The organism is Tardiphaga sp. 37S4 (assembly GCF_021044645.1).
GTDB lineage: Bacteria > Pseudomonadota > Alphaproteobacteria > Rhizobiales > Xanthobacteraceae > Tardiphaga > Tardiphaga robiniae.
Genome location: NZ_CP088008.1, coordinates 559,773 through 582,248 on the forward strand (window position 1 = coordinate 559,773; position 22,476 = coordinate 582,248).

The 22,476-nt window shown below is 60.3% G+C and carries 20 protein-coding genes and 1 pseudogene; 15 read left to right on the plus strand and 6 right to left on the minus strand.

Annotation, left to right across the window (positions count from 1 at the left end; translation table 11 throughout):
- Position 1: 1 nt before the first annotated feature.
- The 10 genes from LPB73_RS02655 to LPB73_RS02700 all read left to right on the plus strand — a co-directional run bounded on the left by LPB73_RS02655 (position 2) and on the right by LPB73_RS02700 (position 10,404).
- Positions 2–721, plus strand: a complete 720-nt coding sequence (locus LPB73_RS02655; RefSeq protein WP_231079519.1) for an ABC transporter ATP-binding protein — start codon at positions 2–4, stop codon at positions 719–721.
- Positions 693–1,676, plus strand: coding sequence for a branched-chain amino acid ABC transporter permease (locus LPB73_RS02660; RefSeq protein ID WP_231079520.1), 984 nt, complete (start codon positions 693–695; stop codon positions 1,674–1,676). The genes LPB73_RS02655 and LPB73_RS02660 overlap by 29 nt, the downstream gene beginning before the upstream one ends.
- Positions 1,677–1,678: 2 nt before the next feature.
- A complete protein-coding gene (locus tag LPB73_RS02665) occupies positions 1,679–2,452 on the plus strand; it encodes an ABC transporter ATP-binding protein (RefSeq protein WP_120286759.1) in 774 nt (257 codons plus the stop codon).
- Positions 2,445–3,332, plus strand: coding sequence for a branched-chain amino acid ABC transporter permease (locus LPB73_RS02670; protein ID WP_120286760.1), 888 nt, complete (start codon positions 2,445–2,447; stop codon positions 3,330–3,332). The genes LPB73_RS02665 and LPB73_RS02670 overlap by 8 nt, the downstream gene beginning before the upstream one ends.
- Before the next feature lie 30 nt (positions 3,333–3,362).
- A complete protein-coding gene (locus LPB73_RS02675) occupies positions 3,363–4,061 on the plus strand; it encodes an NAD(P)H-dependent oxidoreductase (RefSeq protein WP_231079521.1) in 699 nt (232 codons plus the stop codon).
- Positions 4,058–4,828 carry an SDR family NAD(P)-dependent oxidoreductase gene (locus LPB73_RS02680; protein WP_120286762.1) on the plus strand — a complete coding sequence of 257 codons (771 nt, stop codon included), beginning with the start codon at positions 4,058–4,060 and terminating at the stop codon, positions 4,826–4,828. Before LPB73_RS02675 ends, LPB73_RS02680 begins: the two co-directional genes overlap by 4 nt.
- Before the next feature lie 494 nt (positions 4,829–5,322).
- On the plus strand, positions 5,323–6,849 hold the full coding sequence (locus LPB73_RS02685; RefSeq protein WP_231079522.1) for a porin: 1,527 nt from the start codon (positions 5,323–5,325) through the stop codon (positions 6,847–6,849).
- A gap of 223 nt (positions 6,850–7,072) precedes the next feature.
- Positions 7,073–8,041: a Bug family tripartite tricarboxylate transporter substrate binding protein gene (locus tag LPB73_RS02690; protein WP_120286764.1), complete on the plus strand. Its 969-nt coding sequence runs from the start codon at positions 7,073–7,075 to the stop codon at positions 8,039–8,041.
- A 94-nt stretch (positions 8,042–8,135) separates the two neighbouring features.
- Positions 8,136–8,897, plus strand: coding sequence for an SDR family NAD(P)-dependent oxidoreductase (locus LPB73_RS02695; RefSeq protein WP_231081046.1), 762 nt, complete (start codon positions 8,136–8,138; stop codon positions 8,895–8,897).
- Between the two features lie 91 nt (positions 8,898–8,988).
- The gene (locus LPB73_RS02700; RefSeq protein WP_231079523.1) at positions 8,989–10,404 is read left to right on the plus strand and encodes an aldehyde dehydrogenase family protein; all 1,416 of its coding nucleotides are present in this window, start codon (positions 8,989–8,991) and stop codon (positions 10,402–10,404) included.
- 672 nt (positions 10,405–11,076) lie between these two features.
- On the opposite strand, the pseudogene LPB73_RS02705 reads toward LPB73_RS02700, so the two are convergent.
- Positions 11,077–11,805: pseudogene (locus LPB73_RS02705) on the minus strand (IS110 family transposase); the annotation flags it as partial.
- 10 nt (positions 11,806–11,815) lie between these two features.
- Between LPB73_RS02705 and LPB73_RS02710 the strand changes: the two are divergent.
- Positions 11,816–12,466, plus strand: a complete 651-nt coding sequence (locus LPB73_RS02710; RefSeq protein WP_231081047.1) for an SDR family NAD(P)-dependent oxidoreductase — start codon at positions 11,816–11,818, stop codon at positions 12,464–12,466.
- Positions 12,467–12,678: 212 nt separating this feature from the next.
- Here the strand turns inward: LPB73_RS02710 and LPB73_RS02715 are convergent, their stop codons facing one another.
- From LPB73_RS02715 to LPB73_RS02725, 3 genes are all read right to left on the minus strand, one after another.
- On the minus strand, positions 12,679–14,610 hold the full coding sequence (locus LPB73_RS02715) for a caspase family protein (protein ID WP_231081048.1): 1,932 nt from the start codon (positions 14,608–14,610) through the stop codon (positions 12,679–12,681).
- Between the two features lie 385 nt (positions 14,611–14,995).
- A complete protein-coding gene (locus tag LPB73_RS02720; protein WP_231079524.1) occupies positions 14,996–15,958 on the minus strand; it encodes a dienelactone hydrolase family protein in 963 nt (320 codons plus the stop codon).
- 70 nt (positions 15,959–16,028) lie between these two features.
- Positions 16,029–16,226: a hypothetical protein gene (locus LPB73_RS02725; RefSeq protein WP_231079525.1), complete on the minus strand. Its 198-nt coding sequence runs from the start codon at positions 16,224–16,226 to the stop codon at positions 16,029–16,031.
- Positions 16,227–16,293: 67 nt separating this feature from the next.
- Here LPB73_RS02725 and LPB73_RS02730 point away from each other — a divergent pair, with 67 nt between their 5' ends.
- The 3 genes from LPB73_RS02730 (at position 16,294) to LPB73_RS02740 (ending at position 20,920) form a co-directional block, all read left to right on the plus strand.
- Positions 16,294–19,458, plus strand: coding sequence for a CHAT domain-containing tetratricopeptide repeat protein (locus tag LPB73_RS02730; protein WP_231079526.1), 3,165 nt, complete (start codon positions 16,294–16,296; stop codon positions 19,456–19,458).
- A 28-nt stretch (positions 19,459–19,486) separates the two neighbouring features.
- Positions 19,487–19,939 carry a hypothetical protein gene (locus tag LPB73_RS02735; protein WP_184511667.1) on the plus strand — a complete coding sequence of 151 codons (453 nt, stop codon included), beginning with the start codon at positions 19,487–19,489 and terminating at the stop codon, positions 19,937–19,939.
- 213 nt (positions 19,940–20,152) lie between these two features.
- On the plus strand, positions 20,153–20,920 hold the full coding sequence (locus LPB73_RS02740) for a hypothetical protein (RefSeq protein ID WP_231079527.1): 768 nt from the start codon (positions 20,153–20,155) through the stop codon (positions 20,918–20,920).
- A gap of 254 nt (positions 20,921–21,174) precedes the next feature.
- Here LPB73_RS02740 and LPB73_RS02745 read toward each other — a convergent pair whose 3' ends face one another.
- Positions 21,175–21,417, minus strand: coding sequence for a hypothetical protein (locus LPB73_RS02745; RefSeq protein ID WP_231079528.1), 243 nt, complete (start codon positions 21,415–21,417; stop codon positions 21,175–21,177).
- A gap of 316 nt (positions 21,418–21,733) precedes the next feature.
- Here LPB73_RS02745 and LPB73_RS29180 point away from each other — a divergent pair, with 316 nt between their 5' ends.
- The gene (locus LPB73_RS29180) at positions 21,734–22,225 is read left to right on the plus strand and encodes a hypothetical protein (protein WP_414716896.1); all 492 of its coding nucleotides are present in this window, start codon (positions 21,734–21,736) and stop codon (positions 22,223–22,225) included.
- Here LPB73_RS29180 and LPB73_RS02755 read toward each other — a convergent pair.
- Positions 22,222–22,461, minus strand: coding sequence for a DUF2171 domain-containing protein (locus LPB73_RS02755; RefSeq protein ID WP_231079529.1), 240 nt, complete (start codon positions 22,459–22,461; stop codon positions 22,222–22,224). The two genes, LPB73_RS29180 and LPB73_RS02755, sit on opposite strands and share 4 nt — an antisense overlap.
- Positions 22,462–22,476: the final 15 nt, after the last annotated feature.

The following is a 22,476-nucleotide window of genomic DNA, read 5'->3' on the forward strand; positions in this document are numbered from 1 at the left end:
GATGGCGGACATTGTCCCCCTGATCGCTGTCCGCGATCTGACGGCCCGCTACGGTCATATCGAAGCGCTGCGGTCGACCGCGCTCCATGTGGCGCCCGGTGAGTTCGTGACCATTCTGGGACCGAACGGAGCCGGCAAGACCACCTTGCTTCGCGCCATCACGCGGCTGATCGCCAGCACCGGGCAGATTGTGTTCAACGGCCGGGATGTCACTCATCTACGCACCCATGAGCTGGCCGGGCTCGGTATCATCATGGTGCAGGAAGGGCGGGGCCTGTTCGGTGACATGAGCGTGCGGGAGAATCTGCAACTCGGCGCCTACAAACTGTCCGGACCGCAGGCCCACAGCGAGCGGCAGCTGGAGAAGGTGTTCTCCCTGTTTCCACGGCTGCGCGAGCGTATCGACCAGACCGCATCGTCCATGTCCGGCGGTGAGCAGCAGATGCTGGCTGTCGGCCGGGCACTGATGGCCGATCCAAAACTGCTCATTCTCGACGAGCCGTCGCTCGGCCTTGCGCCGCGCGTCGCTTCCGAAATCCTGTCGACGCTCGGCGCCCTCAACAAGGGGGGTCTGGGTATCTTGCTGGTCGAGCAGAAAGCGCCGCTGGCGCTCAAACTCGCCCAGCGCGTTTACATTCTTGCCTCTGGAAGCGTTCGGGCCGAGTTGCCGACGCACGAGATTGAATCGCACCATGACCTTGCTCGCTATTACTTCACCTAAGCCGGTTGCGCGTCTCGACCGGTTCTCCATCGGCCTGCTTGGGGCAGGCGCGCTGCTGTTTGTCGCCGTGCTGATCTATGGCGGCTATCTGCTGACGGTGATGCAGCTCGCGATGATCTATGGCATCTTCTGCCTCGGATTGAATTTCTTCATGGGCTATACGGGGCAGGCCTCGTTCGGCCAGAACGCCTTCGCCTGCATCGGCGGCTATGGCAGCGCCATTCTCTGTGTGCAGTACAACTGGGAGCCTGTGCTTGCCCTGATCGCCTCGATGGGCGTGGCGGGAATAGCCGCGCTGGTGATTGGCTATCCGACGCTGCGTCTGCGCGGCCACTATCTCGCGATGGCGACCTTCGCGCTGGGCCTCATTACTTATGACATCTCGGTCCAGTGGACCAGCCTGACCCAGGGCTATATGGGCTATGCTGGCATTCCACCGCTCGGCATCGGCAGCCTGACCGTCGAGGACGAACGGCTGAAGCTGCTCTGCCTCGGTGGGCTGCTGCTGGTCGGTTTCTGGATCTCGCAGCGCCTGCGCGATTCCCGTTTCGGCCGCGGACTGCGCGCCATTTCCGGAAGCGAGAACGGCGCCGCTGCGCTCGGCATTCGGATTTCGCGCTTCAAGCTTATCGCCTTCGTCATCGCCGGATTGTATGCGTCGGCCGCCGGATCGCTGTTCGCGCATACGGTTGGCTTCATCAGTCCCGAAGTGTTCGGCCCGCAGATGGTCATCGTGACCTTTACGATGCTCTATGTCGGAGGCGTCGGCACGCTGATCGGTCCGGTCGTCGGCGCCATTGTTGCATCTCTGCTGCCGGAGATCTTCCGCAGCACCGGCCGCTTCCAGGACATCGCCTATGCGCTGGTGCTGCTGCTGATGCTGATCTATGCGCCCACGGGCCTGTCGGCGCTCGGTGGACTGTTTCGCCCGCGCAAAGACAAAGGGGAGGCGTGACCATGGCGCTCCTCAAGGTCAAGGGTCTGACCAAGCGTTTCGGCGGGCTGCTCGCCAATAACGAGATCGATCTCGACGTGCCGCAAGGCAGCCTGTTCGCGGTCATCGGCCCGAACGGTGCGGGCAAGACGACGTTCTTCAGCATGATCTCCGGTTTCCTGAGTTCGACCTCGGGAAGCATCGCATTCGATGGCCGCGACACCACCCGCATGCGCCAGGATCAGATCGCCGCTATGGGGTTGATCCGGACGTTTCAGCTCGTGCAGCTGTTCAAGGGCATGTCCGTCGCCGAGAATGTCGAGGTCGGTTGCCACCTCGCGACCCGCGGCGGCGTCGCCGCGGCACTGCTGCGGCCATCCTGGTTTCGCCGGCAGGAAGCCGAGGTTCACGAGCGGGCGCGCGAACTGCTCGATTTCGTCGGGCTTGGCGCGCAGGCCGATCTCGATGCCGAATTGCTGCCCTATGGTCAACAACGACTGCTCGAAGTCGCACGCGCGCTCGCATCCAAGCCGCGGCTGCTACTGCTCGACGAGCCCGCCGCCGGTCTCAATACGCAGGAGACCGACGCGCTCGCGCACATCATCCAGAAGATCAACCGCCAAGGCACCACGGTGCTGCTGATCGAACACGATGTCGGACTGGTCACACGGATCGCGCACCGGATCGCGGTGCTCGATTTCGGACGAAAGATCGCCGAAGGCACGCCGGACGAAATCAAGGTCCATCCCGAAGTCATTGCCGCCTATCTCGGCGTAGAGGAGGCAGCCAATGCCTAGCGCAGTCGAACTCGTTCAGAGTCTGGTCAACGGCGTCGGTATCGGACTAATCTACGGACTGGTCGCGATCGGATTTTGCGTCATCTACAACGCCAGCGGTATCGTCAATTTCGCGCAGGGCGTGTTCGTCATGCTCGGCGGCATGTTCGCACATACGCTGCTGACGCAATTCGGCCTGCCGATCTATGTCTCGGCGGTGCTGTCGACAATCCTGGTCGCGGGCATCGGTGTTCTCGTCCAGATCACCATCATCAATCCGATGTGGCGTCGCAAAGCGCCGCTGTTCGCGATCATTCTCGCGACTCTGGCTATCCAGCTTCTGATCGAACAGGTCGTCATTCTCACGCTGGGCGATCAGCCGCGGACCTACCCTGAATTCACATCCGGCGGGCCGTTGAAGATCGGGCCGATCGCGATCGGCTATCAGTTGTTCTGGGTGCTCGGCTGCGGCGCCCTGATGGTGTTCGCTCTGACGCAATTCTTCAACCGCACGCGGATGGGACGCGCTTTGCGGGCCTGTTCGCAGAACCGCGAGGCCGCCGCATTGCTCGGCATTCCCGTCGAGCGCATGCTGATCGTGTCCTTCGCACTCAGTGCAGCGCTGGGCGCCGCAGCCGGCATTCTCATCACGCCAACGCAATATACGGCGTACAGCGTCGGCGGGCCGTTCGGCATCAACGGCTTCATCGCGGCGATCATCGGGGGCTTCGGCAGTGCGCCGGCGGCGCTGATCGGCGGCATCTTCCTTGGCGTCATCCAGTCCGGTGCCATCGTGTTCTTCGGCGCGGGCTTCAAGAACATCGTGGCGCTGACGGTGCTGCTCATCGTGCTGCTGTTTTTCCCCAGTGGGTTGTTCGCCGGCCGGGCTAAGAGCGCCTGATCCAATGATGTCGCTTGCGAGAGTATCGCGATGAACGTCCTGATGATCTATGCGCATCCCGAGCCGACCTCCTTCACGGGTGCCCTGAAGGATGCCGGTGTCGCGACATTGCGGCAGGCCGGCCACGCGGTGGTGGTGTCCGATCTGTATGCCGAACGGTTCGATCCGGTCGCCGGCCGACACGACTTCAATGCCGTGGCGGACGCGGGACGTTTTCACTATCAGACCGAACAGGCCCATGCGCATGGCACCGGCGGTTTCGCGGCCGACCTCGTGCGTGAGCAGCAGCGCCTTCGCGACGCCGATCTTGTCGTCTGGCTCTATCCGATCTGGTGGGGCGGCATGCCGGCCATTCTGAAGGGCTGGTTCGACCGCGTCCTTGCCTTTGGCTTCGCCTATGCCGATGGCCGCCGCTTCGACAGCGGCTTCTTTCCCGACAAGCGCGGTCTGCTGTGCCTCAGCACCGGCGGCACCCGGCAACGGTTCTCGGCTGGCGACGCTTATGGCGATATCCAGACTGTGCTGTGGCCGGCACAGCGCCTGATGATCGAGTATCTTGGCATGACAGCTCTTGAACCCTTCGTCGCTTACGCCGCGCCGCGCGTCGATGCCGAAGGCCGCGAAGTGTATCTGAGGCAATGGAGCCTGCGATTGCAAAAGGCAGTCGAAGACATGGCGCCGCACGCCGGCATCGCAGTAGTCACTCCCACGGAAAGAGGCAGGTCATGAGCACCAGCGATCAAGGGCGGCCCGACCGGGATTCGTTGAGCAACAAGGTCGTGCTGGTCACGGGCGGGTCGCGCGGGATGGGAGCTGCGATCGCACGGCGTTTTGCCGGCGCGGGCTGTCGTGTGGCGATCGGCTACCGCAATGAGTCCGCGGCGGCGCATGCGGTACTCGGTGATATCGCCGAGTTGGGGGCACAAGGCATCGGCGTTGCTGGTGACATTTCCAATCCGCACGAGGCGCGGACGATGGTCGCACAGGTCATTGCGCGGTTCGGGCATCTCGACATTCTGGTCAACTGCGCCGGTATCGCGGAATATCGGCCGTTCGAGGCGGTCGACCCCGAGCTGTTCCGCGCCACCTTCGATACCAATGTCCTCGGCACGATCGCTGTTATTCAGGCGGCGCTCCCGCATCTGACCGCGCCGGGAGGACGGATCATCAATTTCTCCTCCGCACTCGCTACCCGGCCGATCCCGACCACCTCGATCTATGCGGCCTCCAAGGCGGCGGTTGCTGCCCTGTCGCATGCGCTCGCCAAGGAATTCGGCCCGCGCGGGATCACAGTCAACACGATCGCGCCCGGCGTGATCGAGACCGACATGACGACGCAGATCCTGGCCGAGCGCGGCGCAGGGATCGCGGCGATGACGCCGCTCGGTCGCGTCGGGCAGACCGACGACATCGCCGGTGTTGCGCTATTCCTCGCGTCGCCGGAGGCGAAATGGCTCACCGGGCGTACGATCATCGCCGATGGCGGCGTGAGCTGACGGAGCGCGCCAAACAGCAGTCCGCATCCGCTGCGGGATCGAACGACGCCGGTTCGACAATAGTTCGGCGGCATTCATACGCCGACCATGGATGCGCTGCCCTACACGCCCAATGATATCGCCGCGCGCGCGAGCCGCAGCGCGCGGCATCTTGCGGAGCGACTCACTAAATCGATCGCCGGCAGTTCGCAGCGAGGCGATACGAGCTCCATTGGCGGGCTCGCTATCATCGTTCTCGACGTGCGGCGCGCATGCGTTTTGATAGTTGTTCGCGATGACGAAACGGTACCCTTCGTTTGTGCGTCAATGCAACGCGAATGACACACTCCGTTCATCATTGGCCCGAAATTCGCCGCCATCGTTGACAGGCCGATCTCTCCATCAATATCCTATATCAAAACAGCGTTACGCCCTCGCGTACAACGAACGCGAGCCGGCGGTGGGCGGCCAAGTAACATTTCACTGAGGAAACGACGGCAATTCGGAGGGCTATAATGACGACGACTATCAAGACTCTTGTTCTCGGCTCGGCGGCAGGGATTCTCGCGATCGGCGGTGCATACGCAGCCGATCTTCCGGTGAAGGCCAAGGCGGTCGAGTATGTGAAGATCTGTTCGCTTTACGGCGCGGGCTTCTATTACATCCCGGGCACCGACACCTGCATCAAGATCGGCGGTGCACTTCGCATCGATACCGCCTTCAATGCTGCGAGCAATTATGACGTGCCGTACTGGTTCGGCGGCGCCGGCGGCAACAATCTCTACACGAAGGACTATTTCAACACCAAGCCGCGCCTGACGCTGACCACCGATACGCGCACAGCGACCGAATACGGTCTGCTCCGCACATTCTCCAACATTCATTTCGATTTCGCGCAAGGACGTGAAAGCATCGCCGGTGGCTACGTCGAAGTGGATTTCGCGTTCATCCAGTTCGCAGGCTTCACCTTCGGCAAGGCCGTCTCGCAGTTCGACCCGCAATGGGCGCTCGCCAAGCCGACGATCGCCTCCGGCTTTTTCGCGGGCTCCAACAACGCGACCGGCATCCCGCAGCTGGCCTATACGGCGTCGTTCGGCAACGGCGTCTCCGGCACCATCTCGCTCGAGAATGCGTCGCCCTATCGCAATGCCGGCCTGTGGAACGTGAACACGTTCATCGTGGCGCCCGGTGCCTCGCAGTTCACCGGCGCATTCTACGGTTCGTCGTCGAACACGTTCCTCGGCAATGCCACGGGCGGCAACCATATGCCGGACGTTGTCGGCAACCTGCGCCTCGATCAGGCATGGGGCACGCTGCATCTCGCTGCAGCCCTTCATCAGGCGACGGCGCAATACTACACCAATGAACCCTCCGGCCACCCTGACGATGCCTATGGCTTCGCCGTAAGCGGCGCTGTCGAGTTCAAGAACCTGCCGACGGGCGCGGGCGACAGCCTCAAGCTGGAAGCCTCCTACGCCAAGGGCGCCGCGAAATACGTCTTCGCTGGGACGGTGGATACGCTGGGTGGCGGGCGGTTCGCCAAGTTCGATGGCAACACGGTCGGCTTCGGCTACGTTCTCGATGGTGTCTATGCGCCCGGCGGCCAGATCGTGCAGAGCTCGGCCTGGGAAGTCAGCGGCTTCTTCGAGCATTACTGGAACCCGGCGTGGCGCACCTCTCTCTTCGCCAACTACAGCCACATCTCTTACGGCGACGCGGGCAATGCTCTGTTGGCAGGGGCATTCGCCTCGACCACGCGGGGCTTCGGCACCAGTTCGTCCTCGGCAGCGGCTTCGTCCGCCGGCGTTCTGTCCGGGACCAGCAACAACTTCGACTTTGCCACCACGCAGGTCGGCACCAGAACAGCCTGGACGCCCGTTCAAAATCTGACGCTCTCGGCGGAATTCATCTACAGCCGCATGGATCAGAGCCTGGGTGGCACCTACACCGGCAACGTCGTGGGCAAGCCGGCGGGCACATCCTACGCCGTGCGCGATCAGAACCTCTACAACGGCGCGGTTCAGATCCTGCGATCGTTCTGAGCCTGATCGACCACTGGGGCGGTGTTGAAAACAAGAGCCCCCGGCAGACGTGCCGGGGGACTGTTCACGCAAGCGCGTGAGCGAGCCATGCCGTACAGCGGAACGGCGGCACATTCCGCAACTTCGATAGCGGTTTGATTGTAGGACATCGAACAGGGAAAGCGCTGCGGAAGATGGCGCTGAACAAGTGGGCACAGCCTGCATCTTAAAAATCGGAGGAAACATGCGTGCATTGCTAGTCGGCCTGTGCGGTCTCGTGCTCGCCCTGACGCCCATTCACAACGCCGCCGCGCAAGGGTGGCCGGAACGGACCGTCACCATGATCGTGCCGTTTCCGGCAGGATCCGCCGTCGATACGCTCGCGCGCGCGGTCGGCCAGGCACTGAGCGAGGCGCTCGGCAAGCAGTTCATCGTCGACAATCGTGCGGGGGCAGGCGGTAGCATTGGCGGTGCGGCCGTGGCCAAGGCGAGCGCTGACGGCTACACGCTCCTGTTTGGCACGCCTGCGCCGATTGCGCTCAACAAGCTGATGTATAAGGGGCTGGCCTATGATTCCGAAAAGGATTTCACGCCGGTCGTTCTCGTCGCTAAGTCCCCGCTCATCGTGACCGCGCGCGCCGACTTTCCAGCGAAGACGTTCGAAGAGCTGATCGCTTATGCGAAGCAGAACCCCGACAAGGTCAATGTGGGACATCCCGGTAACGGCACGCTCGGGCACATCACGTCGGAATTGGTGCAGAGGTCCGTCGGCGTCAAGATGACCAACGTGCCGTATCGCGGCACATCACCGCTGATGACAGATTTGCTTGGCGGTCAGATCGATATCGTCATCGACTTCATGCCGACCTATGTACCGCTGGTTACCTCCGGAAAAGTTCAGGCGCTTGCCGTCACGACCAGCCAGCGGGCCGCGCAACTGCCGGCCGTGCCGACGGTGCAGGAGACGGGCTTCAAGGGCTTCGAGGCATCAGCGTGGTACGCCATGGTCGCGCCGACCGGGACGTCGCCAGAGATCGTCGCCAAGTTGAACAGCATCGTGAACGGCTTTCTTCAGAGTGAAAAGGGAAAGGCTATTCTCGGGCAGAATGCATTGCTGGGCGTCGGTGGATCGCCGGACGATCTCAAGGCATTCGTCGCGGCCGAACTCGCCAAGTGGCGGCCGGTAATCGAGGCGGCAAAAATTGCAATGTAGCAAGGGCGAGGCCGGCACCGCGCAGTGCAGCGTTATCCTGCTTGCGCTGGTCCGGGCTCGTCGTCTGACGATCGGGAGTGATTGAGTGACCGACATGATCCGCATCGATGTTCCCGCGCTATCGACTCCCACAGTGGCGCTCGTCACGGGCGGCGGCAGCGGGATTGGCAAGGCGACAGCGGCGCGGCTCGCCGCCAGCGGATCGGCTGTCGTGGTCGGCTACAACAGCCGCAAGGAGCTGGCGGAAGATGTCGTGAGCGGGCTGCAGGGTACCGGGCATCTCGCTCTGCGCATCGCGATCGACGATCCATCCTCTATCGCCGAAGCCGCGGCGCGGGTGGAGAAGGAGTACGGCCGGCTCGATGTACTGGTCAATTGTGGAGGCGCCACGACGCCAGTGCCCGCCAACGATCTTGACGCACTGACCGACGAGATCTTCGACCGGACCGTGACCGTCAACCTGCGGGGGCCTTTCGCCATGGTGCGCGCTTTCCGTCCATTGCTGGAGCGCGGCAGCGGCGCTGCCATTGTGAACATTTCGTCCATTGCCGCCCGCACGGGGCTGGGAAGCAGCCTCGCTTATCTCTCCGCCAAGGCGGGCGTCGACGCGTTGACGATCGCGCTCGCGAAAGTGCTCGCACCGAAAATCCGGGTATTTTCCATTTCGCCGGCCGGCGTGGATACGGATTTCGTCGCCGGCCGGACGCGGGAACAGTTGCAGTGGGTCGCCGAAAAACTCCCGCTTGCCCGCATCACGACGCCCGACGATGTCGCAAGAGCGGTGATGGCCTGCATCGTCAGCCTGACTAGCTCGACGGGGATCGTCGTGCCCGTGGACGAGGGCAGGCACCTCTAAAGCACTCGGCGGCGGGAGTTGCGGCGAGATAGCTACGGCGGGGCCGCGAGCTCCAAACACAATGGCTATGTAGGCGTTACGGATGGAGAAGATGGACAAGCTGAAATTCTATATCGACGGCGCCTGGGTGAATCCCGTCACACCGTCAACTCTTGAAGTTTTCAATCCTGCGACGGAGGAGGCCTTCGCGCGGATTAGCCTGGGCTCTCGCCGGGATGTGGACCGGGCCGCGCAGGCCGCCCGCCGCGCCTTCGCGACATATTCCGAAGTGAGCGTGAAAGATCGCCTCGTCTATCTTCAGAAGATCATCGAGGGATTCAGGGCACGTCTGCCGGAACTGGCGCGGATGATGACGCTGGAAATGGGATCACCGATCACCTTTGCGACGGAGCGCCAGGCGACCGTTGCGCTGTTTCATTTCGAGGAAGCTGCGCGCGTGCTTGCGGACTACAGGTTCGAAGAACCGATGGGAGGCGGGGTCGTTCGTCGCGAGCCGATCGGCGTCTGCGGCCTGATCACGCCTTGGAACTGGCCGTTGAACCAGGTGGCGTCCAAGGTTGCGCCGGCGCTGGCGGCCGGCTGCACGGTCATTCTCAAGCCCAGCGAGATCGCGCCGCTCAGCTCCATGCTGTTCGCCGAGATTGTGCATGAGGCCGGCATCCCAGCGGGTGTGTTCAATGTGGTGAACGGCGATGGTCCGACGGTGGGTGAGGCAATCGCCGGCCATCCCGAGATCGACATGGTGTCGTTCACCGGATCGACAACGGCCGGCGTCCGGGTGGCCAAGCTGGCCGCGGATACGGTCAAGCGTGTCGCGCAGGAACTGGGCGGCAAGTCCGCCAATATCATCCTTCCGGATGCCGATCTGAAAGCTGCCGTGATACAGGGCGTTCACGCCTGCTACACAAATGCTGGCCAGAACTGCCAGTCGCCCACGCGCATGCTGATTCCGCGCGCACAGCGCGACGCAGCCTTCGCCGCGGCAAGTGAAGCCGTCGGCAGCATTCGTCTTGGCGATCCGCTCGATCCGGCGTCCACCATGGGACCTTTGGTGAGCCAGTCACAGTTCGAGAAAGTGCAGGACCTGATCCAGTCCGGCATCGACGAGGGCGCGACCCTGGTAACGGGTGGAACGGGCCGGCCGGCTGGTCTCAATCGCGGATATTACATTCGCCCCACCGTGTTCGGCGACGTGACGTCCCAAATGAGAATCGCGCGCGAGGAGGTGTTCGGTCCCGTACTGTCCATCATGAGCTATGACAGCGAGGATGAGGCCATCGAGATCGCCAATGATACGCCGTTCGGGCTGGCGGGCTTCGTGCAATCGCGTGATCGCAACCGAGCGCGCACCGTCGCCAATCGCATCCGCGCAGGGCGTGTTTACCTCAACGGCGCTGCATTCGACCGCAGCCTGCCGTTTGGAGGATACAAGCAGTCTGGCAACGGGCGCGAGTTCGGGGTTTTCGGCTTCGAGGAATATCTGGAGGTCAAAGCGATCATTGGGTAGCGAAGCCGGCTTCGCCCGCAAAATACGATAGCGGTTCGCCGCAAGTAGTCCGCCACGAGGCTGTCGTAGCTCTCGCGGCGCCGCGGCCGCGCGCTTCCTCCAAGTTGGCGCGCGGCCGCACATTTCTTCCCGCGGGGAAATTTGGGCTTCGAGCGCCGCAAATTGGCCGGCTCAGGTCATACGGCCTAAAGGACTAGAGGTGTGACGCGAGGGCGGCTCTTGGCGCAAAGCGGACTTCTAAATAATCTCGATGCCGATGGCGAAAGATCGGTGCCTGTGCTGGGGGCAGGCCGACTGTTATGGAGAATATGGAAGATCTACCCGGTTTCTGACTGTATAAGAAATACGCAAAAGCTATCCAGACGACGACTGTATAAGAAACATGAATTTTCTATACAGTCTGAACCACGCTTGGCTGGTAGCTCATGGCGCAAATGTATGGACCGGCAGCTGATCGCAAGTGAAAGTTTGCGTGGATAGCGGAAGTCGCTGATATGTATCCGGCCTGTTGATCGGCTCGCGGGCCGTGGCCTTGATGGGGATACGCACGCACCTTTGGCCTCATTAGCGGACAGGTTTTCGAGTAACCATTTGCGCCACCAGGCTCTGAGCACGTCGATCGATCCGGTCCATGCAGCTTTTCAATCGCGAACTGATTTGGAGGTCGAGAGCCTAGATGGTTTCGGCCTCAAGTCTGTGGGTGTCGAAGGCCTTTCCGCTATAGAGCACGCTCCAGGCAATGCGGGCGAGCTTGTTGGCCAGAGCGGCGGCGAGCTTGTTGCGATGCATCCTCGGCGCGGCATTGGTCAGCCACTCTCCGAAGCTGAACTTCGCCCAGTTTTGAGGTCGCATCAAAAGGACCTTGGCAGCCTGGATGAAGAGGGTTCGCAGGTATCGGCTGCCGCGCTTGGAGATGCCGCCCAGGATCGAGCGCCCTCCGGTGCTGTACTGTCGCGGCACCAGCCCAAGCCAGGCGCCAAAATCCCGGCCTCGGTTGAAAGCCTCACCCGTGCCGATCGCTCCGACAATGGCCGTCGAGATTAATGGCCCAACGCCAGGCACACTCATGAGGCGGGTGCAGTTCTCCTCGTGCTCGCTGATCTCCTCGATCTCGCGCGTGGTCGTCTCTATGCGCTCGTCGAGCCGGAGCCAGTCCTCATGGAGCCCGATGATCAGATCGCTCATGCGCGGCGATATCTCGTCTTTGCGGTTCTTCAGAATCTCGAATAGTGAGGTGCGCAAGGCGCGCGAGCCGGTTCGCACGGCAATGCCCTGTTCGATGAGGAAGGCTCGAATCTGGTTGATGGTCGCTGTTCGGCGGGAGACCAGCCGAGAGCGAACCCGGTGGCAGGCCTGCAGATCAAGCTGATCCTGACTTTTCTCCCGGACGGTACGCAGGTTAGCCGACCAGATCCGGAAAGCTCACGGCGTAAACGTAGAATCGCTTCAAGCTGACCTCGAAAAGGATAATGACATCGCCAAGGTTGAGCGCGTTCTATCAACCAATCCGACAGTCCGAATCCTGGTAAACAATGCTGGTTTGGCTCGGCTGAAACCGCTTGCACAGTCTCTCCTTCAAGACTCGCTCGCGCAGATTGCGCTCAACATGACGTCTTTGACGCGCCTCACCCATGCCGTTCTGCCGGCCTTCGTGAAGGCGAATGACGGCTTGATCATCAACATTGCTTCGGTGCTCGGGATTCACGCGCTGCCGGTCAGCGCTGTTTACAGCGGCACGAAGGGCTTTGTTATAAATTTTACGCGCGGCCTTCAAGAAGAGCTCGCCAGCACCGGTGTCAGGGTTCAGTTGGTCAACCCGGCTACAACCGCAACTGAGATATGGGACAACTCCGGAATTCCTCTCTCGGCACTCAACCAGGAAGCGGTGATGACGACTGAGAACATGGTTGATGCGGCATTGTCGGGCCTAGACAACGGCGAGAAGGTTACTTGGCCGTCGGTCGCCGACGCGACTCTCTGGGATAGGTACGACGAGGCACGCTCGGCACTTTTCGCCGCGACTCAAACCGGCAAGCCAGCTCCGCGCTATAATATTGCCTGATAAGAGATAGTAGAGAGACGCGCAATCTGTTGGCCAGAGCGTCGGCGGCGCGCGTCTCGCACGGAACGAATGCAAGATTTCCATGACCGCTTATGGCGCAAAACGGACGTTCATGCTCGCGCTCGTGTGTGAATTGTGAACACCTCCTGCGGCGAAGCGATTGACACATCTCCAGCGCCGGCGCGGCGCGTACAGGAATTTCGGATTTGTGCTCAGTTACAGACTTCGAAGTTTCCGGCGTATCCATTGCGCGTCTGCACTAGTTTGCATCCCTTGCCGATTGGGCGGCAGCCACCATTACCACAAATGATTTGCGCGGACGGCGCTGCGGGCGCCGCTACCTGGGTCGTTGAAGGGGCGCGCTTTGTCGGCGGCTTCTTGACTTCGATTTTTTCGCAAGCGTTGTTGTCTCCAACCTCATAGCCGGCGCGGCATGTTACTTTCGTGCAGCGATCGCCATCGGCCTTGTAGCCGCTTTCGCAGACCAGCGGACAGATGCGGCCGGTTTTACTTTTGACTAGATCGAGCGCATCAAGACTTGCAAGTTTCACATCTAGGGTGGTGCCGGCGTGCTTGTTAAAGAGACCGAGTGCGCGCTGGGCGGCGCCGTTCCACTCGCTGGTAACGGCTCCGGTGTTGCAACCAACTCTACGCAGCTCTGCTTGTACTTGACGAGGTATATCAATTGCATTTTCGGCAGATCGTGATGAAGTTTCGAACTTCGAATCGGATGCAACGCTGGCCACCGGCCCAGTAGGTCTGTCCGTATCCAAATTCGGCGAGATCGCCTGGCGTCCGTCAGCTTCGCGCTTCCTCTCCGGTAGATTTGGGCCATCGGTAGCGTGTTTCTTCTCCGCCGCAACGCGTGCTTCTTCCGCAGCCTTCGCTACCGCGGCGATCTTGGCGCGCTCTGCTTGGGCCAGCTTGGCGTCTTCCGCCGCTTTTTTCTTTTCCGCTGCAACGCGCGCCTCTTCTGCAGCCTTCGCTACGGCGGCGGTCTTGGCACGCTCTGCTTCGGCTAGCTTGGCGTCTTCCGCTGCTTTTTTCTTTTCTGCAGCGATCCGAACCTCGTCGGCTGCCTTCGCGGCTTTCGCTGCTTTCGCTTGTTCCGCCGCACGCGCACCGTCGGCAGCGAGCCGGGCTTTCTCTTCGTCAGCGATACGTGATCGCTCGGCCGCGGCGCTGCGAGCTTCCTCGGCCAATAACTTTGCGCGCTGCGCCTTGGCGAGCTCCGTGTATAGGCCTCTCGGATAATCGACAATAAACGCCTCCCAAACCGCTTGGGTACCGATCGTCACTGCGGCGTCGTAGTCACGCCGGGCATCGGCATTGGTGGAGCCTGGCAATGAAGATGGGGGGGCAACTGCAGTCGGTAATAGAACCGCACCCGACGGCACTAGCGACACGTCGTTGCCGCCGAGGGACCCGTAAACATAGGGCTCTTGCTTGTTGTCGGTAGCTTTCATCACATCGTCGCGAATGAAGCCGAAAGCCTTACGCAGGTCCAGTCCGGGTTTAGGCAGGTGATCCACGAGTGCGGTGGCAAACGGGCTATTGCGGCTCGCGCCGTCTGAAGCGGTCGAACCTGCTTTGGCGGCGAACGCAATCATGGTATTGGGCGTGGTAGGCTCAACCTTTGCCAAGCCTCGGCCAATCGCGCGAGAACCCAACGTACGCTTCATGGTCTTGGCGAACGGGTTGTCGCGACAAGCATCAAGGATTACCAGCCGCAGCTTTTTGGCGGGCTCAACAGCGACAAGGATACGGTCGAGCGAGACCGCTTCATCGTAGATATCCGTGTCCTGCTCAAGAGTCGCGTCGATCGGAATAATGTAATTGATGCCGTCGACTTCAATACCGTGTCCCGCGTAATAGATAACGGCTACGTCTGCATCACGCGTCTTTGCCGTGAAGTCCCGCAGTACTTTTCTCGTGTCACTTATGGAAAGATCACGACGCGAATCGACCGTATCGAAACCGGCTTTTCTCAACACTGTTTCGATGGCGGCCGCGTCATTCGCCGGATTCGCAAGTCTTCCGACATGACTGTAGGCGGAGTTTCCCACGATCAACGCGACTCGTTTTTCTGCCGCAGCCGCTGTAACCAACGTGCAGTAGAGCCCAGCCGCGATCAAAAGGCGTATGACGGTCACTATCAAAATTCCAAAAAGTATAACTTAGATTGCTACAGAAGCCACCTGTTGGGTAGCGTAAAATTCGTCTGGTTAGCTTGGACTACCTGGCAGGCAACAAAAAAAAGATAGCGACGGGCGTTTCTGCGTTCACCATCAACCTCCGTGGCGATCGCCGCTAATGGGATTAACCAGATACCGCTGTAATTAACCGTACCGGAACTGTCCCGCCAGAGCGGGTAGGTCCTTTAAGATCCGGTTGTATTGAAAGGAAATCGTTCTAACTACCGCCTCTCGCCAATCCTGAACGGTTGCAGTCAGGGCGCCTCGCAGATGCCAGTCCTTCAGTGTCGGAGGAGCGGGGGTCTATTCCTGTGGAGAGAGTCTGTCACCACAGTTATTTGCCCCGGTGCGGAGCGGCTAGGAATTGAAATAACCGCTTGGATGAGTCTGTCGTGACGTCCTGTCTAAACTTATAAGAAATTAGGTTCCCGCGTAAATCCGTCTTGCTACGACCGTCGAGTTGCCGGCAGTCCCAGCAGTGGCCAGTGTCAGGGTAGACATGCCATTCTACGGCTGAGCCAGCTGACTTGGCTTCATGCAGTTTTTCAACGCATTCGCTGGCGGGGGTTTCATTGTCGGTGGCGCCCATGAGAACCAGTGTCGGCTGGTTCATGTCATCGCTGACGATGTCAAAGCTCGGCGTATTTGGCCGCGAAACGCGGAAGCACCCGGGATAGAAACTTGCAACGGATGCGAACGGGCGACCGCCCAGCGCCTCCGCGTACCTTGCGCTGGAGACGATAAGGCCAACCATCGCTCCCCAAGAGAACCCGACGAATGATAGCCGAGTCGGGTCCACGAACGGATATTGACGGAGATGGTCCGCCGCTTGAAATGCGTCCTTTGCTCCGCGGAATAGATTGACGCCGTTTCGCGGCCCGAAGCACAACGTGCTAACCTGCCGAGGCGTCAGACTGTCGATCAGGAGAACGACATAGCCAAGGCTGACAGCTTCGCGCGCCCAGAGGACGATCGCTTGGTTCACACCTGCGCACTGATGGACCATCACCAGCGCAGGAAACGGGCCATCGCCGTCAGGCTTCAGAAACGCAGCTTGGGACGAAGTCGGTTCATCTCCCGCCTTGACCGGCTGCGGATAGGTGAGATCCTTCGCGAATGACGCGGCGCGGCTGGCGATTTCAGAAGGAAGCATACGTAACGGCGGGACAAAATCTTCCGCCAGAGAGCTCGTCAACAGGCCGGCGGTACCTGCGATCAACACTAGTGCAACGTAAGACACTCGGCAAATGGTCGCCATCTCGTCTCCGAGCTTTACTACAATGAACCCTGGTTCCATGCGGAACCTGCCTCAACGCGCTTGTCGATCAAATTGGTTTGCGGCTAGGATCACGTCATATTTTGATAAGTTATTTTGGAGCCGTGATCATGCAAGCGGTCATTTCCAAGCGATTGATAATTTGGCATGTGGCTTTATGCGCATCGGCGACGCTCTTCATCAGCGCAGCGCTCGCGGTGTTGTCGCAGGCGGCATTTGCGCTCACGCAGGAAGCTGCGATCGAGCAGTGCCGGATGTCGGTTGGAAAGCCAATTGTGATGTCCTGCATGCGCGGTGGCGGCGGCAGCCTGGAGGCATGCCGGACGAAGGCCACTCCCGCAGTACGCTCTTGTGTGATGTCGAGACTGAACGCGGCAAACGGGCGTGCCAATGTCGCCGTCGCCGTCCCCGCCGATGTCACGCCGAAGATCGCTCCGGAAACGGCATTGCCGGTCGGCTTTGTCGCACCGCCGCGCTCGATCTCCGATATCACGGCGATCCTCGATACCGAGAAGCCGGACGAGAAAAAGATCGAGCAACTGAGGGCCGAAGCAGACGTGAAGCCTCCCGGCGGAGCTTCGCGCGTCTCGCTTGCGCAGTTCTATCTCGACCGTGCGGGCGCAAGAAGCCAGCTCGGTCGGCTAACGGATTCCATCTCCGATCTTGAAAAAGGGATTGAGGCGGGCCGCGGTGCTGCTCCGCCCGGACTGATGGCGCGCCTGGTTCAACTAGTGGCTGTCCAGTACGGCAGTGCGGGCGATCCGAAGAAGGCGCTCGAAACATATCAGCGGCTACTGCGCGACACCGCGAACACGCCGGGTGCGAAGGGGTTCGTACATACAGCTAATCGCTCGATTGCCAATTCGCTGATCCAGATGGGCGATATCGTTCAGGCAGAAGGCTACATGCGCCGCAGCCGCCCGGCGATCGAGGAGGCGCGAACGAGTGGCCATCCTTCCATGCGCGCAGCGTATGCGCGTTACGGCCAGAATTGGGAGGCGGAGATCGAGCTCGGGAATGCTGCCATTTTCGAGGCACGTGGACAGTTTAAGGAGGCTGAGGCTTCGCTTCGCATTGCGGAAGCCCGCAAGCGCGCAGGCATGAAGGGCCTTCTCAGTGGCGAGAATCCGCCGACGGAGTCGGCATTGCTTCAATCCATCGATTTTATCACGCTCAGTCTTGCACGCACTAAGGCCCGGCAGGGCCGTCTTGCGGAGGCCGAATCCGATGCACGTCGCGCGCTGTTGTCCCGGTTGAAGGACCAAGGCAAATATCATTACGCGACGCCGCGTTTCATTGCAGGTCTTGCGGGCATCCTGGTCGAACAGGGGCGCCATTCCGACGCCGAAAAGCTGCTGCGCGTGGCACTCGATATCGGCAAGACAACGGGCGTTCCGGATGAAGCGCCACAAACCGTACAGATGCTTTCACAGCTTGGCGGCGTCCTTAACTTGCAGCGCAAGAGTCGTGACGCCGTCGCAGTTTATGCCCAGATAGACAGGGCAATCGCCAACTGGGAGCCGATGCGGCGTCAGGTATTCGAACTGAACGGCTCGCGTATCGCATCGCTCTATGCTTCGGGCCAGATCGAGGCGGGCATTTCCGCGGCTGACCAGTTGGTCAAGAAGCAGATCGCACGCGTAGGCGAGAGCCATTTTGATACGGCGTCGGCGCGCGGAACCCTTGCTATCGGCTTGATGCGAGCAGGACGCGATGAGGAAGCTATTCGCGAATTCAAGACCGCAATACCAATCCTAGTCGCATCGTCGCGAGAGAATACAGACGGTGACGACACAACCGTCGTTGCGGCCAAGAATCAACGCTTCCAGGCGATCATAGAAGCCTATTTCAGAATGTTGGCCAGGCAGAAGAGCCGGTCCGCAGATATCGGTGTCGAAACATTCAGCTTGGCGGACGCCGTCCGTGGCAGCTCGGTGCAGCAGGCCTTGGCGGCTTCGAGCGCGCGTAGTTCAGTCAAGGATCCCGCGCTGGCCGAGCTGGTGCGCAAGGAGCAGGATCTGTCGAAACAGATCAATGCGCAAATCGGTACGCTGAACAACGTGTTGTCCTTGTCATCGGCTGAGCGAGATGAGAAGGGCGTGCAGACGCTGAATGCGTCGATCGCCAATCTGCGCAGCGAGCGGACCAAGGCGCGACAAGAGATCAATCGGCTTTTTCCGGCTTATGCAGATCTGGTCGCGCCAAGAGCGCCATCCGTGGACGAGATTCGCGATACACTAGCGTCCGACGAGGCGATGCTATCGTTTTATTTCGGCCAGGACGCAAGCTTCGTCTGGGCGGTCCCGAAGACGGGTGCGGTCGCCTTTGCATCAATTGGGTCCAATGCCGCGGATGTCCAGACCAAGGTAGCTCAGTTGCGCGAAGCGCTCGAGCCGCAGGCGGCTATGATCTCGGATATTCCCGCTTTCGATGTGGCATTGGGATATGACCTGTATTCGTCGCTCCTCAAGCCCGTAGAAGCCGGCTGGAAGCCGGCCAGGAAACTGATCGTCGTCACCAACGGCGCGCTGGGTCTGCTGCCACTCTCACTACTGCCGACGCAGCCGTCGGTGATCAAGAAGAATGAGGAGGTTCTGTTTGCGAGCTACAGGGATGTGCCCTGGCTGGCGCGCACCCATGCGGTCGCCATGGTTCCGTCCGCAGCCGCATTGCGCACTTTGCGGCAGCTACCGCCCGGCAAGTCCGATCGTAGCGAGATAATCGCGTTCGGAGATCCGTATTTCAACACCGAGCAGCAGGCCGAGGCCGAGCAGATCGATGCAAAAATACGACTCGCCGATGCCGCCGACGCCAATACCATGCGCGGTGTGCCGCTGAAGCGGCGCAACAGTCCGAAGCTTGACGGCGTGGATAGCGCGGAGCTTGGCTTGTTGCCGCGGCTTCCGGATACGGCCGACGAATTGCGCTCGATCGCCTTGGCGCTGCGGGCCGACCCGTCGAAAGTCTTGAACCTAGGCAAGGGAGCGACGGAGAAAGCCGTTAAGTCGATAAATCTGTCCGGCTTCAAGATTATCGCGTTTGCAACGCATGGCCTCGTGCCTGGCGAATTGAATGGGCTGACCCAGCCGGCGCTTGCATTGTCCTCGCCGACTGTGACAGGTGAAGAGGGCGACGGCCTATTGACGATGGAGGAGATACTCGGTCTCAAACTCGACGCGGACTGGGTCATTCTGTCGGCCTGCAACACTGGTGCGGGCGCCGGCGCCGGCGCAGAAGCCGCCTCGGGCCTTGGCCGGGCGTTCTTTTACGCGGGCACCCGCGCTCTTCTGGTCACCAACTGGTCGGTGCATTCACAGTCCGCGCGAGAGTTGATGACAGATCTGTTTAAGCGGCAGGCCGACGATCCAAAGCTGGCACGCGGCGAAGCTCAGCGTCAGGCCATGATGGCTTTGGCTGACGGACCCGGCTATCTGAATGCCGATGGGAAGACAGAGTTTGCTTACGCACATCCGTTATTCTGGGCGCCCTACTCCATTATAGGGGATGGGGGCACCAGATAAGTTTATAGATCGCGTTGGGGGGGGGATGATGCGACGTCGTATAGGAATTTGCTTTACGTTCGCCTGCCTGATCGTGCTGTGTCAATCCGTGCCGTCGCGGGCCGCGGGGGTATTAATCACACAAGAGGAGGCCTCCTTGCCGCCGCCGAAAGGTGCAGTAGTCGTCGATCGGCGCGGTGTCACGCGTGGCCCGAAGATCGAGCTCCTTTCCGGCAGTGATAACATCCAATCGCCGACTCACTTTCAGCTCAAGTTCCTGTCATTTGGTGGAGCGACGATCGATGTTACCTCCGTAAAGGTCATTTATCTTCGTACGCCGAATGTGGACTTGACGGAACGGTTGAAGGTGTTCGTTCAACCGGCTGGCATCGATATGCCGGATGCGTCTCTACCTCCCGGCGAGCACATGCTGCGCGTGGATCTCAAGGATTCTGATGGGCGCCCCGGCAGCACGAGTTTCGTCCTCAAGGTCGCGCGCTGACGCGATGGCAATCATTTGTCCGTACTGTTTTCGAGAGAACAGCGATCCCGTACTGGTCTGTGGCTGGTGTTCCAGAGACATCGCCGTTCCCGAAGCACTGGCGAGGGAACGCAAGGACCTGATTGCCAAGCGCGATGCAGCAGTGGCTAAACTTTCCCGGATCAGAACCGAGATCGCGTCCATCCGTGCGAAGCGGAAGGGCTGAGGCGTCTTATGGAATGCCCGTTCTGCACAGAGACAATCAGGGATGAAGCCATCGCGTGCAAGAACTGCTCGCGTGACCTGCGTTTCGTCCGTCCGATCCTGCTCGAGGTCCAGGACCTTGTCAGTGAAATCGACAATCTAACGCACGCGCTGGATCGGGCCGAGGTTGCGCTGGCGCGGCTGACCAGTCCGCTCCGCTACTACGTAATTCACTTTGCGGTCTATGTACTGCTGCCAGCCGTGTTACTTGTAGCCGCCCACATTGTAATCACCATCGTCCTCAATGTTGCACCGCTATATCTGCGTCTTGCATCGATCGTGATCCCGTTGCTGTTCGGAATTGCTTCGATGCCCTTCAATAAGCTTGGGCCACTCGGCGCTTGGCTGGTGGGATTGGTCACGGCCATCCTGAGCGTAGGGTGCATGCTGGTCGTTACCGGAATCAACGACAGCGTGCCGATTGTCCCGGCATCGGTCGTCGAGTGGCGTGAGGTCGGAGAATATGTAGCCAGCATCAGTTTGGCATTCCTGTCCGGCAATGTCCTCGGGATGGTTATTTTTCGAATTTTGCCGAACACATTGGCGCAGGGTGGCAAACCCAATGCCATTGCCTTTAGGGCTGCCCGCCTGCTCGGAGAGCATGTTGGCGGAGAGCAGATGAGACGTCGTGCAAGATTGATTCAGGAGTTTGCGCAGACCGCGGGACCGCTGCTCGGCGCAGGTGCCGGCGTGGCTGGGTCTCTTTATACCGGACTCAAAGGTGTGATTGGATCCTAACTTCCACAAGCCAACGTGTGTTCCGTGCCGTTGGCCAAACGCGCTGAACAAGGTTTGTTGGCCGCTCCGCAACCGTCCGCTTCTGGCGCAAAGCGGATTGCTCAACACTGGATTCCGAACCTCCGGATAGGGGCGGTGACGAACTACGCCCAATCCGCGAAAGCACCTTATACGGCTGCAAAAATGGCATTCTGAACAGCAGGTTGATTGCGCTTGTAACAGAATGATCGTCCCCACATTGGAGTAGTCTAATCTCACTTGACTGTGGAGACCATTTCTCCCGTGGTCGCGTGCCAAATTTCAGTGTGGCCGGCGATATGCTCAACAATCTCACTTAGATGGCGAAACCGCGTCGGCTGGGCTGATATCCGCGGATGGATGTGGAGACCGAAGAACTTGGTCGATGCGACGCCTTCAGCATAAAGGCCGTCGAACGCATCCATCACCGAAAGCGCATAGTCTTCACTGGTCACCTTGCGATGGACGAGCATCTCCACGTCGTTCCATTCCGACTGGTTAGGAACGGAGATAAGCGGAGGCGTTGTCAAGGACCAAACGTTTCATCGAGTAGATGTCTGCAGTGTCATACTGCACTCACCGTGGGACCATTAAGAAGAGTTTTCAACAGATTGGCTCTCGCTCGTTGACAGAGGTCTAAGGCTTCCTTCTCCCCAGGCACTCATCTCTCGCCCGCGCACCCATTGTGCAGAGACCGGCGGCGGTGCCAATGCCTTCGCATGGCCTATGCTGGCAAGACGGTGACCAAGCACCCGCAGTGAACTCGGCTTCCGCACCGACAAGTCGTTTGCCGTGATGGACGCGATCTTGACCCTGCGCAGCCGAGTCGCATGGGCGCATGATTTCAACACCGACCGTTTCGCTTCGGCGACGTTCCAGATGCTGCCCCGTGCGAGCTTCGTCGTGAACGGCGCGGCACAGGCGCGCGATGTTGCGTTGACGACCGCATCCGCAGAGATGAAATGGACGAACGAATGGGCGGTCGTTGGCACCTTTGAAGGCGAGTTCTCGGATGTCACGCGCAGCTACGCCGGCAAGGCTGTGGTGCGGTACGATGTTTCCATGCATTCGAAACGGCGGATATCTGGCGCCGGCCAACGCGGCTGGTGGCGAACTGGCTATTATCCAATAACCAGCGCTGGATCCCATGGGAAATCCGGCCTCCAAGCTCTAGCTTGCGAAGCTGCGAGAGATGGGCCACCGAGTCACCAATGCCATGCGAAAGGCTACGCAACAATCCCATACCCCGGCCAGAGGTCACAAGTGGAATTCCAACTAGCAGGCTAGCTCCGCCCGTGCTTCCAGTGCGCCGTCACTTCCACTCCCGATTTCCTGAGGTGGACATGCTGATCGACGTGGTCGATCCAATCGACGGGAATGAAGTGATGGTGCTGCCCGTCTGGCGAGCTCTGTTTGGTAAGCTTTATCGCATGCACGCCATCCAGGTGATCGACCTTGCCGACGACCTTTTTGTCCGACGAGATGACGTCCATATGCTCTATGATTTGCGACGTGTCGACCATCTCGACCTCCTATGT

What these genes read in the sequence shown, in the direction of transcription:
- LPB73_RS02680 (WP_120286762.1), top strand. Translation starts at nt 4,058, where the DNA reads ATGAGCACCAGCGATCAAGGGCGGCCCGACCGGGATTCGTTGAGCAAC.
- LPB73_RS02730 (WP_231079526.1), top strand. Translation starts at nt 16,294, where the DNA reads ATGTCGAGACTGAACGCGGCAAACGGGCGTGCCAATGTCGCCGTCGCC.
- LPB73_RS02665 (WP_120286759.1), top strand. Translation starts at nt 1,679, where the DNA reads ATGGCGCTCCTCAAGGTCAAGGGTCTGACCAAGCGTTTCGGCGGGCTG.
- LPB73_RS02735 (WP_184511667.1), top strand. Translation starts at nt 19,487, where the DNA reads ATGCGACGTCGTATAGGAATTTGCTTTACGTTCGCCTGCCTGATCGTG.
- LPB73_RS29180 (WP_414716896.1), top strand. Translation starts at nt 21,734, where the DNA reads ATGGACGCGATCTTGACCCTGCGCAGCCGAGTCGCATGGGCGCATGAT.
- LPB73_RS02755 (WP_231079529.1), bottom strand. Translation starts at nt 22,461, where the DNA reads ATGGTCGACACGTCGCAAATCATAGAGCATATGGACGTCATCTCGTCG.
- LPB73_RS02670 (WP_120286760.1), top strand. Translation starts at nt 2,445, where the DNA reads ATGCCTAGCGCAGTCGAACTCGTTCAGAGTCTGGTCAACGGCGTCGGT.
- LPB73_RS02720 (WP_231079524.1), bottom strand. Translation starts at nt 15,958, where the DNA reads ATGGAACCAGGGTTCATTGTAGTAAAGCTCGGAGACGAGATGGCGACC.
- LPB73_RS02725 (WP_231079525.1), bottom strand. Translation starts at nt 16,226, where the DNA reads ATGCAGGACATCACAATTGGCTTTCCAACCGACATCCGGCACTGCTCG.
- LPB73_RS02740 (WP_231079527.1), top strand. Translation starts at nt 20,153, where the DNA reads ATGGAATGCCCGTTCTGCACAGAGACAATCAGGGATGAAGCCATCGCG.
- LPB73_RS02690 (WP_120286764.1), top strand. Translation starts at nt 7,073, where the DNA reads ATGCGTGCATTGCTAGTCGGCCTGTGCGGTCTCGTGCTCGCCCTGACG.
- LPB73_RS02700 (WP_231079523.1), top strand. Translation starts at nt 8,989, where the DNA reads ATGGACAAGCTGAAATTCTATATCGACGGCGCCTGGGTGAATCCCGTC.
- LPB73_RS02660 (WP_231079520.1), top strand. Translation starts at nt 693, where the DNA reads ATGACCTTGCTCGCTATTACTTCACCTAAGCCGGTTGCGCGTCTCGAC.
- LPB73_RS02655 (WP_231079519.1), top strand. Translation starts at nt 2, where the DNA reads ATGGCGGACATTGTCCCCCTGATCGCTGTCCGCGATCTGACGGCCCGC.
- LPB73_RS02675 (WP_231079521.1), top strand. Translation starts at nt 3,363, where the DNA reads ATGAACGTCCTGATGATCTATGCGCATCCCGAGCCGACCTCCTTCACG.
- LPB73_RS02695 (WP_231081046.1), top strand. Translation starts at nt 8,136, where the DNA reads ATGATCCGCATCGATGTTCCCGCGCTATCGACTCCCACAGTGGCGCTC.
- LPB73_RS02685 (WP_231079522.1), top strand. Translation starts at nt 5,323, where the DNA reads ATGACGACGACTATCAAGACTCTTGTTCTCGGCTCGGCGGCAGGGATT.